At 58.6% G+C, this 16827-nt stretch carries 12 protein-coding genes and 1 tRNA gene; 7 read left to right on the top strand and 6 right to left on the bottom strand.

Features of this window, described 5'->3' with window-relative positions:
* Positions 1-37: 37 nt before the first annotated feature.
* Positions 38-1219, bottom strand: a complete 1182-nt coding sequence (locus EF096_RS05820) for a GGDEF domain-containing protein (RefSeq protein WP_123888677.1) — start codon at positions 1217-1219, stop codon at positions 38-40.
* 235 nt (positions 1220-1454) lie between these two features.
* On the opposite strand from EF096_RS05820, the gene EF096_RS05815 reads away from it, so the two are divergent.
* Positions 1455-1531 (top strand) — tRNA-Met (locus EF096_RS05815).
* 136 nt (positions 1532-1667) lie between these two features.
* Here the strand turns inward: EF096_RS05815 and EF096_RS05810 are convergent.
* Both EF096_RS05810 and EF096_RS05805 read right to left on the bottom strand, forming a co-directional pair.
* Positions 1668-2303: a response regulator transcription factor gene (locus EF096_RS05810; protein WP_123888676.1), complete on the bottom strand. Its 636-nt coding sequence runs from the start codon at positions 2301-2303 to the stop codon at positions 1668-1670.
* A 26-nt stretch (positions 2304-2329) separates the two neighbouring features.
* Positions 2330-3760: a sensor histidine kinase gene (locus tag EF096_RS05805; RefSeq protein ID WP_123888675.1), complete on the bottom strand. Its 1431-nt coding sequence runs from the start codon at positions 3758-3760 to the stop codon at positions 2330-2332.
* Between the two features lie 175 nt (positions 3761-3935).
* Here EF096_RS05805 and EF096_RS05800 point away from each other — a divergent pair, with 175 nt between their 5' ends.
* From EF096_RS05800 to EF096_RS05775, 6 genes are all read left to right on the top strand, one after another.
* Positions 3936-5555, top strand: coding sequence for an acyl-CoA synthetase (locus tag EF096_RS05800; RefSeq protein WP_123888674.1), 1620 nt, complete (start codon positions 3936-3938; stop codon positions 5553-5555).
* A gap of 79 nt (positions 5556-5634) precedes the next feature.
* Positions 5635-7011: a solute carrier family 23 protein gene (locus tag EF096_RS05795; protein ID WP_123888673.1), complete on the top strand. Its 1377-nt coding sequence runs from the start codon at positions 5635-5637 to the stop codon at positions 7009-7011.
* Positions 7012-7030: 19 nt separating this feature from the next.
* On the top strand, positions 7031-8284 hold the full coding sequence (locus EF096_RS05790) for an OprD family porin (RefSeq protein ID WP_123888672.1): 1254 nt from the start codon (positions 7031-7033) through the stop codon (positions 8282-8284).
* Between the two features lie 98 nt (positions 8285-8382).
* Entirely contained in the window at positions 8383-9252 is an 870-nt protein-coding gene (locus tag EF096_RS05785; protein WP_123888671.1) for an MBL fold metallo-hydrolase, read from the top strand.
* A gap of 117 nt (positions 9253-9369) precedes the next feature.
* On the top strand, positions 9370-10596 hold the full coding sequence (locus tag EF096_RS05780; RefSeq protein WP_123888670.1) for an MFS transporter: 1227 nt from the start codon (positions 9370-9372) through the stop codon (positions 10594-10596).
* An 11-nt stretch (positions 10597-10607) separates the two neighbouring features.
* The gene (locus EF096_RS05775) at positions 10608-11654 is read left to right on the top strand and encodes an enoyl-CoA hydratase/isomerase family protein (protein WP_123888669.1); all 1047 of its coding nucleotides are present in this window, start codon (positions 10608-10610) and stop codon (positions 11652-11654) included.
* A gap of 14 nt (positions 11655-11668) precedes the next feature.
* Here the strand turns inward: EF096_RS05775 and EF096_RS05770 are convergent, their stop codons facing one another.
* From EF096_RS05770 to imuA, 3 genes are read right to left on the bottom strand one after another with little or no spacing between them, the layout of a single operon-like run.
* Positions 11669-14767: an error-prone DNA polymerase gene (locus tag EF096_RS05770; RefSeq protein ID WP_218565717.1), complete on the bottom strand. Its 3099-nt coding sequence runs from the start codon at positions 14765-14767 to the stop codon at positions 11669-11671.
* Positions 14743-16152, bottom strand: coding sequence for a Y-family DNA polymerase (locus EF096_RS05765; RefSeq protein ID WP_123888667.1), 1410 nt, complete (start codon positions 16150-16152; stop codon positions 14743-14745). Before EF096_RS05765 ends, EF096_RS05770 begins: the two co-directional genes overlap by 25 nt.
* Before the next feature lie 7 nt (positions 16153-16159).
* Complete coding sequence (gene imuA, locus EF096_RS05760; protein ID WP_123888666.1) at positions 16160-16777, bottom strand: translesion DNA synthesis-associated protein ImuA; 618 nt, start codon at positions 16775-16777, stop codon at positions 16160-16162.
* Positions 16778-16827 lie beyond the last annotated feature (50 nt).

Genomic DNA, 16827 nt, shown 5'->3' with positions numbered 1-16827 from the left:
GGTCAGGCCATAACTGATTGGCTGCCAGTGTAACCGATCAGGCCGTCATTACCCGATTGCGGCCAGCAGCCTTGCCATCATACAAGGCTCGGTCAGCACGCTTTATCACGCTATCAATGTTTTTTTCAGCGCCGGCAACCTGGGCAAGTCCGAAAGTCGCGGTCAACCTGATCTCGCCTGACGGTATTTTCAGTGTGCTTGCCTGCAGCGCCTCTCGCAGCCGATTAACCACATCTGCCGCCTGATCGAGATCGGTATCGGGCAGAATCAAGACAAACTCCTCACCACCATAGCGCCCCAGCACATCAGACTGCCGTAACGTGCGGTTGAACAGGTCGGCGACATGACGCAACGCCAGATCGCCGACGTCATGCCCGTAGGTATCATTAATGCGCTTGAAATAATCCAGGTCTGCCACACAAAGGGAAATATGCTTTTCCTGCCGAGTGCAACGCTCGCGCTCTCGATTAAAGAGCATTTCGTACTGACGGCGATTGAGCAATCCGGTTAACGGATCAGTGGTGGCTTGTCGCTTAAGCTCTGCTTCCAAGGCTTCACGCTGCTTAATCTCATTCTGCAGATTGCGATTGATCGAGCTGACCTGCTTGAACAGGGCATACTGCTGACGCTGCACTGTCTGCAGGCGCAGCGCGGTAAAAAAGCCAACCACCGTAGGCAAAGACAGCATGAATAGTAAGCCGATCAGCTCAGGAGCACCGAAACCATTCAGCCAGACAGAATAAAGCATACCGGCAATACCAAAACAGGCAGCCAGAGTAGATAGGTAAACCCTGTTTGACACAAATACGTACAGGCTAATGATCAGCATCGCTACCACGCCGATAATCCAGCTGACGATGTCGTGGCGAATGAAGTAGAGAAAGAAGAAGAGTACAAAGCCAAAGACCTCAATAGCAGTGACCGCGTAGCCCTCGGTTGCCAATTCAGGTTTGCTTTTCAACTGAAAGAATAAAGCCAGAAGCAATACCGCAGTCGCCAATCGCAAACCGGCAACTATCGCGAACTCGGTGCTGACGCCCAGCGCCGGATAGTCCAGCAGACCGAATAGCAGCAATAGCACCAGCCAAACAACCAAGCACCGACGCAAATGGCGCGCAAAAGTCAGTTGGTTATGTTGGCGGTAACCGCGCTCGATTTCAGGATGGGTGAACTCTCCGCGCCAAGCTGACAAGTGATAGATGTCGTTCCTGGTTTCCACTGGCTTTTGTACCTTCCGTAGCTATGCGGCTTGAACCGTTTTTTATTTTTTATCTCAGGCATGAGACAACGCCCATGCCTGAGACGAAGAGTAAGACAAACGCGCAGAGATGTCATTATGGCATCAATTATTCGCACTGCCCTGCTACGCAAATCAAGCCAAGACCCCAATAAAAAATCTTTTCCCATCAATTGCTTGACAGAAAATGTTCTATGCGTAGAATGGCCACCACAGACGCGGGGTGGAGCAGTCTGGTAGCTCGTCGGGCTCATAACCCGAAGGTCGTAGGTTCAAATCCTGCCCCCGCAACCAAGTTAAAAACCGTTGAATGGTTAACCCCTTCAGCGGTTTTTTTATGCCTGAAAATTAGTACCCATTCACACCATAAGCACCACCCTCTTCCATGACCTTGATGCTTGAGTGTGATGCGCGCTCTCCGCCAGCACGCCTAAATCAGGCGCTGCGTGAAGGGATCAATTAACCCTAATCCAATCACCATGCCGACCAACGCCGGCAAACTGTCCGCCTGCATGCGCTTCATCACGCGGGAGCGATAGAGATCCACTGTTTTCACACTGATACCCAACTGCTCGGCTATTTCTCGATTGTTGAAGCCCTGAACCAGCGGTAGCAGGATATCGCTCTCGCGCGGCGTCAGCGACTCAAAGCGAGCCTGTACTGCAGGTATCTGCGGATGAATAAAAACCCGCCGCTGACTGAGCGCTCGCTGCACACTATCGAGCAGCAATTGCTCGTTGTAGGGCTTCTCGATGAAGTCCACCGCACCACCCCGAAAAGCGCGTACCACGATAGGGACGTCGGCATGGGCGCTAACGAAAATCACCGGCAGTTCAATACCCCGTTCACGCATGGCTTCCTGTACCGCCAACCCCCCCATGCCCGGCATGCGCACATCAAGCAGCACACAGGCTGGCGCGGCAGCGTCGCAGGCATCCAGAAACGCCTGACCGCTGGTAAAAGGCTGCGCCTGCAAACCGATCGACTCGAACAGCCAGACCGTAGAGTCCAGCATGCCCTGATCATCGTCGACGACGTAAACCCGTTGTTGCGCGTACTCAGACATCGATTGTCCCTGTTAACGAAATCAATTTATCCGGCGGGAAGCAGGCACTGCAGGCAGAGGCCGCCGGTATCGGCAGGCAAGGCTTCCAGACTGCCGCCAAAGCCCTCTACGATACCCTGACTCATTGATAGCCCCAAGCCCAAGCCATCTTCCTTACTGGTGTAGAAAGGCACAAATAAGCGCTCGCGGGCCTCGGCAGAGACACCGGGCCCCTGATCAATCACTTCGATACAAACCTGCTGCCCATGCAACGAGATACGCAAAAGGACCTCTGAGCCACGCTCCCCATGACTCTCTCGATTGGCATCAATAGCGTTGCGTAGCAGGTTCAACAAGACCTGCTGCAGCAGAATCGGGTCGACGTTGAGGTCCGGCAGTTCATCGGCTATCTGTTCAATGATACGCACCTGATACTGCCCCGCCTCCCAAGCGCACAAGCCAACGGCCTGAGCGGCCAACTGACCGGCGTTAACCTGCTGTAAACGTCGCTGCCCCTTACGCAAAAAATCACGCAAACGCCGGATCACCGCTGCGGCGTGTTCTGCGTGCTGCTGAATGCGTTCCAGGCCCTGGCCAATCTTGATCGCCTCTGGTGTGTCACTCTCAAGTTGCGCCAAATAGCGCTGACTGGCGCCCGCATAGTTGAGTACGGCTGCCAGCGGCTGATTGATCTCGTGGGCAATACCTGAAGCCAACTCGCCCAGCGTCGCCAGGCGCGCAGCATGCGCCAGTTCATCCTGCAGTCGGCGGTTCTGCTCTTCACTTTGCAGCCGCTCGGTGATGTCTCGCGATACGCTCACGACCTCGACTACTTCACCGGTGTAGGTTTCACGAATCGCCCGGCTGGCGGTCTCGAACCACAGGTAGTGGCCATCACGATGGCGGATGCGATAGGTATAGGTGAGATAGCCATCCTGTTCCAGGGCATTACGAAAACGAGCGATCAACTGCTCGCGCTCCTGCGGATGAAAGAGGCTATCAAGCAACTGCCCGCGCAGTTGCTCAGGCCAGACCCCCAGCAAGGTCCAGGAGGCCGGAGAAGCATCAATGAAGCGACCGTCCGGACGATGCCGAGAGATCAGGTCTGTGGTGTTTTCAATAATCAAATGATACAGACGGCGCGCTACAGTCGCCTGCTCCTGATGCTGCAGCCACTGCGTTGCATCCCGGCCACGCACCCAGACCTGTTCGGTCTCGACCAGCGGAATATAACTCCACAACAAATGGCGCTCCCCGCAGCAGGTATGCACATCTTCGATGGCTCGCCGCTGTTGCAGCGCCGAGTTAACCAGCGACAGATGATTCGGTGGCAGCCAGGCATCCAGGCCGCTGGCGTCGTCAGCCAACCGGCTCAGCGCCGCGTTACGAAACAGCGGCAAGCCCTGCGCCGCGACCAGCATCATCGGCAATGGGTCCGCCTGCAGCAGACCACGCAACGAGGGTAGGGATTCAGCCATGCATCACCATATAGTAATTACACCATAATACCTTAGGGTATATTCCATATTAACTCTGACTGGTATATAAATACCTCTAGCAGGATACCCGTACCGCACCAAACTGGGTATCTCAAGAACCGCATGCGCATCGTACATCACCGCGCACAGCCGACAACTACAAGAAGGTTTTGCCATGAGCATCTTCCAGGAAGGCCTCGCACCGGCCCCCGTGAACCATATTGCCCTGTCCCCGCTGTCGTTCATTGAGCGCACGGCCCATGTCTATCCACACTACCCGGCGGTCGTCCACGGCGCCATACGCCGCGACTGGCAGGAAACCTATCAACGCTGCCGACGCCTTGCCTCAGCGCTGCACGAGCGCGGTATTCGCAGTGGCGATACGGTTGCTGTGATGCTGCCAAACATCCCGGCGATGCTTGAAGCTCACTTTGGCGTGCCCATGATTGGCGCGGTACTCAATACCCTGAACGTACGTCTGGATGCCGAGGCCATCGCCTTCATGCTGAATCACGGCGAAGCGCGGGTGCTGATTACCGACCGTGAGTTTCACGAGGTCATCAGCAAGGCGTTGGATCTGATCAAGCGGCCCATTCTGGTCATCGACGTTGACGATCCCGAATACGGTGAGGGCCAGCCGGTCAGCGAGCTAGACTACGAGACCTTTCTCGCCGAAGGCGACCCCGAATACGACTGGCACTGGCCGACGGATGAATGGCATGCGATATCGCTGAATTACACCTCAGGCACCACCGGCAACCCCAAGGGTGTGGTTTACCACCACCGGGGCGCCTATTTGAATGCCATCGGCAATCAGATGACATGGGCCATGGGCCTGCACCCCGTCTATCTGTGGACGCTGCCGATGTTCCACTGCAACGGCTGGTGCTACCCCTGGACCATCACAGCCATGGCCGGTGTGCATGTATTCCTGCGCCGGGTCGACCCACAGAAGATTCTCAACCTGATCCATGAGCATCAGGTCACTCACCTGTGTGGCGCCCCGATTGTGCTGAATGCGCTGGCCAACATGCCCGACTCGGCCAAGGCCGCCATCGATCATCCAGTCAAGGCAATGGTCGCCGGCGCAGCTCCACCGGCCAAGGTCATAGGTGCGGTTGAAGACATGGGTATCCAAATCACCCATACCTATGGCCTGACCGAAGTCTATGGCCCGGTCACAGTCTGCGCCTGGCACAGCGAGTGGGACGCCCTGTCGCTGGACGAGCGTGCTGACCTTAAGTCCCATCAGGGTGTGCGTTATCCAACACTGGAAGGCGTGATGGTAGGTGACCCGGAAACAATGCAGCCAGTGCCACGTGACGGTAAGAGCATCGGCGAGATCTTCATGCGCGGCAACACTGTCATGAAAGGCTACCTGAAAAACCCGGAAGCCACGGCAGAAGCCTTTGAGGGCGGCTGGTTCCACACTGGCGACCTGGCCGTTTGTCACCCCAACGGCTATGTGCAGATCAAGGACCGTCTCAAGGACATCATCATTTCCGGCGGCGAAAACATCTCAACCATCGAAGTGGAGGATACGCTCTACAAACACCCTGCCGTGCTGGAAGCGGCCGTCGTCGCCCGTCCGGATGAAAAGTGGGGAGAAACACCCTGCGCCTTCATAACCCGCAAGCGCGGCCACGACATCTCACACGAGGACATCATCAACTTCTGCCGCGAGCACCTGGCAGCCTTCAAAGCACCCAAAACCGTGATCTTTACCGAATTGCCGAAAACCTCAACCGGCAAGATCCAGAAGTACGTGCTGCGTGACTGGGCCAAGGCGCTCTAGACGACAGCACCGCACCACCACAAAACCGTTTCACAACAACAATAAGCAGCCGGGTATTGCCCGGCTGACGGAGCCTTTCATGTCTATTTTCAAGCGCGCCGACGGCGCAGAGCAACCTTTCTGGCCCTGTGGCCCGTTCAAGATCCGTTTGCCATTCGTCCACTATCGCTGGGAAACCGCAGAAATGCTGCAGGCGCTGATCATGTTTGTGGTCAGCCTGGGCATGATCCCGCTACTGGAAAAATTTCTCGGACTGCCCTACGACGTCGCGCTGGCCTACGTCGTAGTCTGCGGCATCGGTTTCATGCTGCCGGCCCTGCTTGGGGTGCCTATGGTACCGGGCTGGATCACCCCGGCGATTCCTGTTGTGCTGCTGTTTCTTGGTGATTTCGCACCGGGACCAGAGGCTATTCAGGCGCTGTTCGCACTGCAGTTCACGGTCTTTCTGATCTTTCTGATACTGGGTATCACCCGGCTCGGTAGCGTGATGGTGCGCATCGTGCCCAACTCGATGAAGGGCGGCATTGTTATCGGTGCCGGCATCGCCGCTCTGATGGGCGAAATATCGACCGGCGGCCGCCTGGCCAACACACCAATATCCTTGATCCTGGGCACCTTGATCTGCCTGTATCTGATGTTCTCGGTATCCTTCAAAGGGCTGACCGAGCGCGTCCCATTCATGCGCAAGATCGTCAACTACGGCATGGTGCCAGGCATGTTGATCGCCATTATCGTCGGCATTGCGGTAGGCGAGTATCAGGTACCGAATGTGCGCTGGGGCATTACCATGCCGGCCTTTGCCGAGATGTGGAATTACCTGCCATTCAATGTTGGCTTCCCGGACGCCAAGGTTTTCCTCTTGGCGGCACCAACGGCGGTTATTGCCTACATAATTGCCTTCGGTGACATTATCGTGGGTCAGTCACTGATGCAGCGCGCAGACGAACTGCGCCCAGACGAAGTCATCGAGAACAACATCGATCGAGCGCATCTGGTGACGGCGTTGCGTAATGCGCTGCATGCCTTCTTCGCCCCCTATCCAGGGCTGGCCGGCCCAATCTGGACCGCAGTCGCCGCCACCATGGCTGAGCGCTACAAGTACGGCCGCAAGGCAATGGACTCGATCTATAGCGGCGCAGGCACCTTCTGGATCACCGGTTTCCTTGCGTTGTTCATGCTGCCGCTGGTCAGCTTCTTTCAACCTGTGCTGCCCATTGCTCTGTCGCTGACTCTGGTCCTGACCGGTTATATCTGCCTGATGGTCGGCTTTGAGCAACTCAACAACAATACCGAGCGCGGCGTTGCCGGCACCATGGGCGTCGTCCTGGCCGTGTATGGCGCCGGCTGGGGGCTGGCAGCAGGTGCCGTGCTGTACATCCTGGTCGAACGCACCCACATCCTGCGCTTTCGCAGCGTCAAGGACATGCCGAGCAAAAACGCCGACACCCCTGACTGATCAACTATAAAAACAAGAGATGAACACTATGAAACTGCTACAAGCCACTCTACTGACAGCCCTGCCAGGTCTATTGATTCTGCCGGCACATGCCGACTTTTTGCAGGATGCAGAGAGTCGTATCGAGCTGCGTAATTTCTACTTCAATCGTGACTTTCGTCAATCCGGCGCGGCCCAGAGCAAGGCCGATGAGTGGGCGCAGGGCGTACGTGCCTACTGGCAATCAGGTTATACCGCTGGCCGCGTCGGCGTCGGGCTGGACGCCATCGGGCTGCTTGGCATCAAACTGGACTCCAGCCCTGATCGCACTGGCACAGGCTTGCTCAAGCGTGACCGCAGCGATGGGCGCGCCATGTCTGAATACGGCGAGCTGGGGCTGACCGCTAAACTAAGACTGGATGAACACGTGTTGCGCCTGGGCACATTGATACCCACCTTGCCCGTCGCCATGCATAACGATAGCCGCCTGTTGCCGCAAACGTTCCGTGGTGGCTGGCTGCAAGCCCAGGGCAACGATGCCCTTAGCTTCGACCTGGGCCGCTTTGATGCCATCAATCTGCGCGATTCGTCGGACTATCAGAGCATGCAGCCCGTACAAGGCGGCGCGCGCAATGTCATAGTGACCGGCAAACAGCAGAGCAACGCCTTTGACTTTGCTGGCGCCACTTATGCTTTCAGCCCTGATACACGCGCCAGCTATCACTACGGCGAGCTAGATTCCATCTACCGCCAACATTACCTGACCCTCAACCATAGCCGGGCACTGGGTGGCGGCAGCCTGAATGCTAACCTGCGTTACGCCGACAGCAGTGATGCCGGACGCAGCAATGTCGACAACCGCATGACCAGTCTGGCGCTCTCCTGGCAGTCCGGCATGCATCGCCTGGCCAGCAGCTACCAACAGATGGATGGCAATACCGGCTTCGCTTACCTGCAGGGCACCGACCCCTTTCTGGTCCACCTGGTACAGATCAACGACTTTGCCAATCGTGGTGAGCACAGCTGGCAAGTACGCCATGACTACAGTTTCGCCGATCTGGGCTTGCCGGGCCTGAAGCTGATGAACCGCTACACCCACGGCGACAATATCAACATCGTCAGCGGCAGCGACAACGCCAGTGAATGGGAGCGCAACACCGATCTGGCTTACACCATACAAAGCGGACCATTGGAGAATCTATCCCTGCACTGGCGCAACGCGACCTACCGCAGTAGCTTCGCCAGCGACATGGATGAAAACCGCTTTATTATCGGCTACACCTTCTCACTCTGAGATAACTTGGACAGCCCGCAAACGGGCTGACAACATACCTGCTGCCATGCGCATGACAAACGAGTCAACGCATGGCCTTCTGTTATAGGAGCGCCCCCATGCGCACACTCTCTACTCTGGAAGGCAACAGCCAGCGACTCGACGGCGGTGCCATGTTCGGCAACGCTCCCAAGGCCCTCTGGTCCCGCTGGGTCGAGGTCGATGACAAAAATCGTATCGCCCTGAGTTGCCGCGCACTGCTGGTTCAGGAAGACAATCGCAACATACTGGTAGAAACCGGAATCGGCGCCTTTTTCGCACCGCATCTGAAAGATCGATACGGCGTCGTGGAAGACCGGCACGTACTGCTCGACAGCCTGGCCGCCGCTGGCTTGACTGACGCTGATATTGACGTGGTGGTACTCACGCATCTGCACTTCGATCACGCTGGCGGACTACTTAGTGCCTGGCAGGAAGGCCAGCCTTCGCAGCTGCTTTTCCCCAATGCAACCTTCATCACCGGACAACGCCACTGGCACCGCGCCAAGCGACCGCATCCGCGCGATCAGGCCTCGTTCATCCCGGAGTTGCTGACACTATTGGAAAATAGCGGGCGCCTCGAGCTGATTGACGACGGCCAGGCGTCTGCCACTCTGGGCGCAGGCTGGCGTTTCCGGTTCAGTGATGGCCACACACCAGGGCTGATGATTCCCATCATCGATATGCCCGATGGCCCCGTGGTCTTCCCCGGCGATCTGATCCCTGGTGCACCCTGGGTTCACTTGCCCATCACCATGGGCTACGACCGGTTCCCGGAAGCGTTGATCGAGGAAAAAGAAGCCTTGCTGGACAATCTGGTATCACGTAATGGGCGATTGGTATTCACCCACGACCCGCGCGTTGCCATGGCGCGAGTAGCCCGCGATAGCGAAAGCGGGCGCTACAGCGTGGATGACAGTCAGGCGCAGATCAGCGGTCTGAATCACTGACACAGAAAGCCCCTGTTGCCGTTGACGGGTTATGGTCAGCGGCAGGGTGCCCTATACTCCGGCACTGGATAACGCTGTACCGGCCTGTGCCGGTCTTGTCCCCGGGGTATCTGAGGCATGAGCAATACCAACAACGCTGCTATTTTCCGCTGGCTGGCTTTTATCACCGCAAGCCTGTTCTTTCTCTATGAATTCGTCGCGCGCATCGAGCCCAGCCTCGCCGCTACCGACATCAGCCGCTTCCTTGGCCTGAGCAATACCGGCTTTGGCATTCTGGTCAGTCTGTTCTTCTGGATTTACGCACCCATGCAGCTGGTGGTGGGCCTGGCACTGGACCGCTATGGCGTGCGGCGTACTGTTGTACCCGCGATTCTGTTTTGCGCGCTGGGCACGGCACTGTTTGCCGCGACCGACTGGTTAGCGCTAACGGCCGCAGCACGCTTACTGACAGGACTGGGCGCCTCCTTCGCCTTTGTTGGTGCGCTCTATGTGGTCAACCACCAATTTGCTCCGGAGCGCTTTGCGGTGCTCTCGGGTATCGTCAATGCCACCGGCATGCTGGGCGCGGCGATCGGCGCGGTGGCGCTATCCAGTGCGATCGAAGTCAGTGGCTGGCGTAATGTCTTCCTGATCAGTGGTGCCGCCGGACTAGGCCTGTTCCTGCTGGCACTGCTCTTTCTGCACGGCGTGCGTGATGCCGAAGCGCGCAACGACAATCTGCTCAGCCCGCTGCGCACGGTACTGAGCAGCCCACGAATCTGGCTGATTGCAGTACTCGGCGCGCTTTACTATATGCCGGTGAACGTATTTGGCGGACTCTGGGGCCAGCAGGAGATGATCAAGGATCATGCGCTGTCGCCCGTACAGGCTGAAACCGCGATTTCCATGATCTACTGGGGCATGGCAGCCGGTAGCATCACCGCCGGCCTGATCTCCGACTGGCTTGGCCATCGCAAATGGCTGGTCGTTATCAGTGCCCTGCTGGCGGCAGCCGCCTACGCGCTGGCCATTTACGGCAGCTCGACCAGCTTGCCGCAAACTGCTGCACTACTATTTATCGCCGGCTTTTTCGGCGGCGGCCAGATGCTTACCTTTGCTATGGCCAAAGAGGGCGAGCCCGTCGAGGTATCCGGCTCGATCATTGCGTTCGTCAATATGATCGGCATTGGTGGCGCGCTCATCTTTCAACCCCTGCTGGGCTATCTACTGGACCTGCAGCACGGCGACTTTGCCCTGGCAACCAGCACTATTCCGCTATGTTTGCTGGCCAGCGCCCTGCTTGCCATGCTGGTCCGCGAAGAACGCCATCCCGACCATATTTCCGCTGTTAAGACTACCCCCTGATGGAGACCTGCATGTCTGATTCTGCACTGCCCGTATTGGCCGAGCGCCGCGGCCATATCGGCCATCTGACCCTCAACCGCCCTGCCGGACTCAACGCCCTGACGCTGGAGATGGTGCGCCTGCTGCGCAGCCAACTGGAACAATGGGCTGAGGATACAGACGTACATGCCGTGGTGCTGCGCGGCGCTGGTGAGCGTGCCTTCTGCGCCGGTGGCGACATTCGGGGCATCTACGAACAGCATCTGGCCGGCGAGCCCAACATCGATACCTTCTTCGAAGAAGAATATGCCCTGGATGCTTATCTGCATGCCTATACCAAGCCGGTACTGGCGCTGATGGACGGCTTTGTGCTCGGTGGCGGCATGGGCCTGGCTCAAGGCGCAAGCATCCGGGTGATTACCGAGCGCTCACGCCTAGGCATGCCAGAAACCGGCATCGGCTACTTTCCGGATGTGGGCGGCAGTTATTTTCTGCCCCGCCTACCGGGCGAAATCGGCCTCTACCTGGGCATCACCGGTAATCATCTACGCAGCGCCGATGCGCTCTATGCCGGACTGGCCGACCTGTGCCTGCACAGCGATCAGCTCAACGAACTGGATCGCTTGCTCGACGCCTTTGATGGCACGCAAAGCAACCTGCACGACCAGATCGCCGCTTTAGCCCAATGCCCGCTGCCAGAGCCTGAGCTGCGCGCCCTGCAACCGGCTATCGATTCGCACTTTGCGCAGCCGGACATAGGCGCCATTCGCGCTTCGCTGGCGACAGAAACGCGTCCGGACTTTGCCGACTGGGCAGCCGCAACGATCAGCGTGATCGACAGCCGCTCGCCCATTGCCATGGCCGTTACGCTTGAACTGCTGCGCCGCGGCCGACATATGAGCCTAACTGACTGCTTTGCCATGGAGCTGCACCTGGATCGTCTGTGGTTTGACGGTGGCGATATCATGGAGGGCGTAAGAGCGCTGCTGGTCGATAAGGATAAGCAGCCAAAATGGAACCCGGCGCATATCGATCAACTCGATAGCCAGCGCATTGCCGCGTTTTTTGCTGATCTTTAAAGCCTAACAGCGCGTCAGTGAAAGTCCCGGCTGCGTATGGTCAACCCGGTTAATAGCTCGGTGAGATCGTGCAGCTGGCGGGCAATTACATGACGCACACCATCGCGCGCCTCAAACCGGCCTTTGACCAACAGCAGCTGAGAACCAACCAACGCCTGGCGCTGGCGTTCTGCCAAATCGCGCCAGACCACTACGTTGATCATGCCAAACTCGTCTTCCAGGGTGACAAAAGTCACCCCGGTTGCGGTACCAGGGCGCTGCCGCCCCACGACCAACCCCGCCACGACAACCGGGCTATCCGGTTCCAGCTGCAACAGGTCACGGAAGCTGCGGCAACGCCGACTATCAAGTTCGGTACGCAAAAGGCTCAGCGGGTGCGGCCCGAAGGTCGTGCCCACACTGGCATAGTCTGCCTGCATATCTTCCACCACGCTGGGGGCCGGTATGGCTGCGGGCGCTTCCCGCGGAGCACTTTGGCCACTGAACAGCGCCAGCTGCGGCTCGACCCCGGCAACCGCCCAGCGCGCACGAAAACGCCCGCCTGCCAGTGCCCGCAAGGCACCCGAGTCGGCCAACAGCGAGCGCGAACGAGCGCCAAGCTCAGCGCGCTGCACCAGGTCTGCCACATCAGCGAAAGGCTGTAGCTCGCGCGCCGCCACGATCCGCTGCGCCTCTGGCTCGCTGAAGCCTTTTATTTGCCTGAGCCCAAGACGAATAGCCATCTGCTCGGTCCGGGCCGGCTCCAAGGTGCAATCCCAATCGCTGTGCTCTACGTCTACCGGGCGGGTCTCAATACCGTGTCGGCGCGCGTCCTGCAGCAATTGATCCGGACTATAAAAGCCCATTGGCCAACTGTTGATCAGCGCACAGGTGAAAGCCGCGGGTTCATGACATTTGAGCCAACAACTGGCGTAGGTCAACAGCGCAAAGCTGGCAGCATGCGACTCAGGGAAACCATAGCTGCCAAAACCCTTGATCTGCTCAAATATCCGCGCGGCAAATTCACGGCTGTAACCACGTTCCAACATACCGTCGGTCAAGCGCTGCTCATGCGGCTCAAGCCCGCCATGACGCTTCCAGGCTGCCATGGAGCGCCGCAACTGATCAGCCTCTCCAGGCGTATAACCGGCGGCCACAATGGCCAGCGCCATCACCTGCTCCTGAAATAGCGGCACCCCCAGCGTGCGCTCAAAGACCTGTTTCAACTCCTCGGAGGGATAGACCACCGGCTCCTCGCCATTTCGGCGGCGCAGATAGGGGTGCACCATATCGCCCTGAATGGGCCCGGGGCGCACAATAGAGACCTCAATCACCAGGTCATAGAAGTTCTGCGGACGCAGCCGCGGCAACATCGCCATCTGCGCCCGCGATTCAATCTGAAATACACCAACAGTATCGGCCCGGCTGATCATCTCGTAAGTTGGCTTGTCATCCGCCGGGATACTGGCCAGCGAAAGATCGAGGTTGCGGTAATGGCGCAGCAGATCGAAACAGCGACGCAGCGCACTGAGCATACCCAGCGCCAGAATATCCACCTTGAGCAACCCGACCGCATCCAGATCGTCCTTGTCCCACTGGATAACCGTGCGCTCGGCCATACTGGCATTTTCGACCGGCACCAACGTATGCAGAGGAGCTTCGGAAATCACGAAACCACCCGGGTGTTGCGACAGATGACGGGGAAAACCTATCAGCTCCCCTGCCAGGGTCAGAATTCGATGCAATGCAGGATTGTTCGCGTCAAAGCCGGCCTCGGCGAGACGCTCGGCATCAGGTAGCGTTCGGCGCCAGCGACCACAACAACGCGCCAACTGATCAATCTGCTCACCCGGCAAACCTAGCGCACGCGCCACATCGCGCAGCGCACCAGCAGCATGATAGGTATTGGCGACCGCCGTCAGTGCTGCCCGCTCACGACCGTAACGCCGAAACACATACTGAATCACCTCTTCTCGCCGCTCGTGCTCAAAGTCCACGTCGATATCCGGCGGCTCGTCGCGTTCGCGGGAGATGAAGCGTTCGAACAGCATATTGCTGTGCACGGGATTGATCTCGGTAATACCTAAGGCATAGCAGACTGCCGAGTTGGCCGCCGAACCCCGCCCTTGGCAGAGTATCTGCTGACGGCGGGCAAACTCGACAATATCCTGAACCGTCAGAAAGTAGCTGTCGTAGCCTTTCTCGGCGATCAGTTGCAGCTCGTTTTCGACCTGCTCGGTAACCTTGTCCGAGACGCCATCGGGCCAGCGCCAGCGCATACCGCGCTGCGTCAGTTCCCGCAGCCAGCTGGCCGGCGAGTGCCCGCTCGGTACTACCTCATGGGGATATTGATAACGCAGTTGTCCCAGATCGAAGTGGCAGCGTTTGGCAATCCGCAGGGTTTCTGTCAATAACGCCGCCGGATAAATCGCCGCCAGCACCGGCAAACTGCGCAAATGCCGCTCGCCGTTGGCAAACAGCCGGTGCCCGGCGTCCATCACTGTGCAGTGGTGCCGTATTGCCGTTATGGTGTCCTGCAGAGCGCGGCGGCCGCGCGCATGCATATGCACATCACCGCTGGCCACGCAGGGTAAGCCAAGCCGCGCTGCCAGGCCTTGTAGCTGATCCAGACGACGTGCGTCGTCCGGGCCACGGTGCAATTCCACCGCCAGCCACAGACGCTGCGTAAAACGCTCAGCCAACCAGCGGCCATGCGCCTCATTCTGATCGTCATCCGGCAACCACAGTGCCAGCAAGCCATCCGTAGTCTCATCCAGATCCTCAGCCAACAGCTGGTAGTCGCCCTTTTTCGCGCGGCGCCGGGCCCGCGTGAGCAAACTGCAGAGATGCTGGTAACCAGTCAGGTTCTCAACCAGCAAGACCAACCTGGGCCCTTGGTCTATTTGTACCTCACTACCGACAATCAGTTTAAGGCCCGCGGCCTGTGCGGCCTGCCAGGCACGCACAATACCCGCCAGCGTGGCCTCATCAGTAATCGCCAAGGCCGAGTAACCATGCTGGTGAGCGCGCTCAAACAGCTCTTGCGCACTAGAGGCTCCGCGTTGAAAGCTGAAATTGGAGAGGCAGTGCAGTTCCGCGTAAGGGCTACTCATGCAAACCATCCATGCACCCAGAACTGATCCGGTTTGCCTGCCGGGTGAAAGACCCAGGCACGACGCCCGTCTGCGGTTTCGATCAGATAGTAATCACGCCGCACGTCAGCGCCATCCCACCAACCGGATTCAATTCGCTCCGGCCCGGCCAATACCCGTGGAAAAAAGTCAGATAAGGGCTGCGGGTCAGACAACAACCAGCCCGGCCGCGGCACCTGTGCGCCGCTAACGCGAGTGCCCTGACCCAACTCGCTCCAGGCACGCTCAGGTCGGTGATCTGCCTGCGCAGCGATGCCACCAACAGCCTCGTCACCAAGGCGCGCGCGCAGGCGTTCGCGTAGTTGCTCCCAGCCGAGTGACTGCTGAGGTCGCTCAGTAAAAAGCTCGGCCGCCGCCGGGACAAAACGCGGTAAATCCTGAGCCTGCAGGCTCAAGGCTTGCACCGGCGCTACCAATTGCACCGGTTCAAGGCGTCCACGCGCCAGCTCGAATAACATCTCGGGTTCACGCTCGGCGCTAAGCAGACCCACCCTGACCTCGGTGGCCGTTCCACCACGATGCTCAAGCAACAACAAGAAACGCTGAACACCACAGTCGCGGCCAGCGAGAAAGCTGGCCAGATCAGCGGTTAAACGGCGTAAGGGAAACAACAAAGCGGTACTGGACTCGACATCAAAGTTGAACTCAATGCGCCCATGAAAGTGATCAGGCGGACGATAGCAATCCAGCGCCTGCGGCAAATGCCCGTGCAGGCGGTCAATATGCTCCAGCACCGCCCGCGAGAAACGTTTGGCGACACTCGCCCGCGGCAATGCATGCACCTGCTCCAGACGGCGCAAGCCCATCCCGGCAAAAGCGCTGGCCACTTCGGGCGCAAAGCCACAACGACTAATCGGTAAGCTGCCCAACCGCTGTGGTAATTGCGCTTCGTCTACCGCCAAGCCATCGGCCACGTTAGCCAGTATTCGTGCGGCCAGGGCATTGGGCGCCAGCACAATACGATGCTGAAACCCCAGTGCCTGCAGCTCTTCGCGCAAGCGCTGCTCAAAGCGCGGCCAGGGACCGAACAGACTCAAGCTGGACTCCACCTCCAGCAACAGAGCGCGGGGGAAATCCAGACTGACATGGGAGCTGAAGCGGTAACCCCAGGCCGCCAGAAACTGTTGCCAGTGCTCCACCTGCTGCGGCTGGTACTCTTCACAATCAAAGTGTTCAACCAGAGCCCGAGCAACTGTCAGGGTCTGGCCACGGCGAAGCCCCAACGCCTGGGCCGAAGGATTGACCGCCTGCAGCACCCGTCGCTGCAGTGGTCCGCTGAGTAAGACCAGCGGAGCCTGCGGATCGTCACGACGGCGCAACACCGCATCCAGCGCCAATTGTGGGAAAAGAATACAGGCCCAACGCATGCGCGCCTCAGTGCCAGCCGGAAAAATGGATCGGCTTAGCCGGTGCCAAGCCACCTCGGCATTTGAGAATGCGCAGCTGCGGCGGGCGTAGCTCAAGCAACAGCCGAACAGCCGCCGGAGAGGAGTTCACCGCTTCCTTTTGTGGGCGACAGACAAAGGCCAGCGTCTGCCCGCTATCAGCTGCCACCTGTAAACGTCGCAAGGCCCTATCATTGGCGCGCTCAGGCCAGCTCACCACAGCGCCACAACTACCGGAGCGCAAGCACTGCTCGGCCGCCCACAGTGCATCGCTTCCCGTGGCCCGAATAATCGACAACTGAGACAACGTGACCCCGGCCATTAACCAGGCGGCAGGAAAGGGAATCGCCGGCGGGCCGACCAGCACGACTCGCTCACCGGCTAGCGTCAAACGCGCCAGGGTTGGCCACAGCAGCTGCAACTCACCGCTGCCCAGTGTCGGCAAGAGTAATTCATTGACCGCTGCCGCCTGCCACCCGCCAGCGGGCAGCACCGCATCCAGCCCAGAGTGCCCGGTAGGCTGGCGCGTCGTGGGCGGCAAATCCTGCTGACCACGCCATATACGGCGCTCCTGCAGCAAGGTATCAAGCGCAACTACGGACCCCATCGACCACCTCCTGTCTGGATGCAATATACTGTATATCTGTACAGCATATT

Source organism: Pseudomonas neustonica (assembly GCF_003797945.1).
Classification (GTDB): Bacteria; Pseudomonadota; Gammaproteobacteria; order Pseudomonadales; family Pseudomonadaceae; genus Halopseudomonas; species Halopseudomonas neustonica.
Note: the sequence above shows the minus strand (reverse complement) of the source record. Positions and strands in the feature narration are given on the sequence as shown.

Bases quoted from the DNA above. Each gene is read 5' to 3' on its own strand.
- EF096_RS05810 (WP_123888676.1), bottom strand. From the start codon at position 2,303: ATGTCTGAGTACGCGCAACAACGGGTTTACGTCGTCGACGATGATCAG.
- EF096_RS05805 (WP_123888675.1), bottom strand. From the start codon at position 3,760: ATGGCTGAATCCCTACCCTCGTTGCGTGGTCTGCTGCAGGCGGACCCA.
- EF096_RS05800 (WP_123888674.1), top strand. From the start codon at position 3,936: ATGAGCATCTTCCAGGAAGGCCTCGCACCGGCCCCCGTGAACCATATT.
- EF096_RS05795 (WP_123888673.1), top strand. From the start codon at position 5,635: ATGTCTATTTTCAAGCGCGCCGACGGCGCAGAGCAACCTTTCTGGCCC.
- EF096_RS05790 (WP_123888672.1), top strand. From the start codon at position 7,031: ATGAACACTATGAAACTGCTACAAGCCACTCTACTGACAGCCCTGCCA.
- EF096_RS05785 (WP_123888671.1), top strand. From the start codon at position 8,383: ATGCGCACACTCTCTACTCTGGAAGGCAACAGCCAGCGACTCGACGGC.
- EF096_RS05780 (WP_123888670.1), top strand. From the start codon at position 9,370: ATGAGCAATACCAACAACGCTGCTATTTTCCGCTGGCTGGCTTTTATC.
- EF096_RS05775 (WP_123888669.1), top strand. From the start codon at position 10,608: ATGTCTGATTCTGCACTGCCCGTATTGGCCGAGCGCCGCGGCCATATC.
- EF096_RS05765 (WP_123888667.1), bottom strand. From the start codon at position 16,152: ATGCGTTGGGCCTGTATTCTTTTCCCACAATTGGCGCTGGATGCGGTG.
- imuA (WP_123888666.1), bottom strand. From the start codon at position 16,777: ATGGGGTCCGTAGTTGCGCTTGATACCTTGCTGCAGGAGCGCCGTATA.